General features: G+C 54.7%; 1 protein-coding gene. It reads right to left on the reverse strand.

Annotated elements, in window-relative coordinates; translation table 11 throughout:
• On the reverse strand, positions 1-790 hold a 790-nt coding region (locus F7Q90_RS25765; protein ID WP_151161171.1), incomplete at both ends, for a molybdopterin-dependent oxidoreductase.

Raw genomic sequence — 790 nt, forward strand, 5'->3', positions numbered from 1 at the left:
TTTCCGACGGCAACGTCAGATAACCGGGCAGGCTGGTGGAGAGCAGCCCTAAATCCGTTAAGCCCTGGATGTTAGAGTGGCCGCGCAAGGCGTTCACACCGCCGCCAGCCATCCCCATATTGCCTAGCAGCAACTGGATCATCGCCATGGTGCGGATGTTTTGCGCCCCGACGGTATGCTGCGTCCAGCCCAGCGCATACAGGAAGGTGGTCGTGCGATCCGGGGCGCTGGTAGAGGCCAGCACCTCACAGACCTTCAGGAAGTCCGCTTTTGGCGTACCGCAGATGTTTTCCACAACCTCTGGCGTATAGCGGGAAACGTGCTGTTTCAGCAGATTCCACACACACCGCGGATGCGTCAGCGTTTCATCGCGTCTGGCATAGCCGTTTTCAGCAAACTGATAGTTCCAGCTCGTTTTATCGTACTGGCGTTTTTCCGCATCGTAGCCGCTGAAAAGACCGTCTTCAAAGGCATAATCATCCCGCACCAGCAGGCTGGCGTTGGTGTAATGCTTAACGTATTCAGCGTTGATTTTGTTATTTTCAATCAGGTACAGCAACACGCCGGACATGAAGGTTATGTCCGTACCAGAACGTATTGGCGCATAAATATCCGCCACCGACGCTGTACGCGTAAAGCGTGGGTCAACGACAATCAGCGTCGCATCGTTATTATTTTTCGCTTCCATCGCCCAGCGAAATCCCACCGGATGCGCTTCTGCGGCATTGCCGCCCATCACCATCACGACGTTGGCGTTTTTAATATCCACCCAGTGGTTGGTCATCGCACC

The sequence above is a fragment of the Pantoea stewartii subsp. stewartii genome (assembly GCF_008801695.1).
Lineage (GTDB): Bacteria > Pseudomonadota > Gammaproteobacteria > Enterobacterales > Enterobacteriaceae > Pantoea > Pantoea stewartii.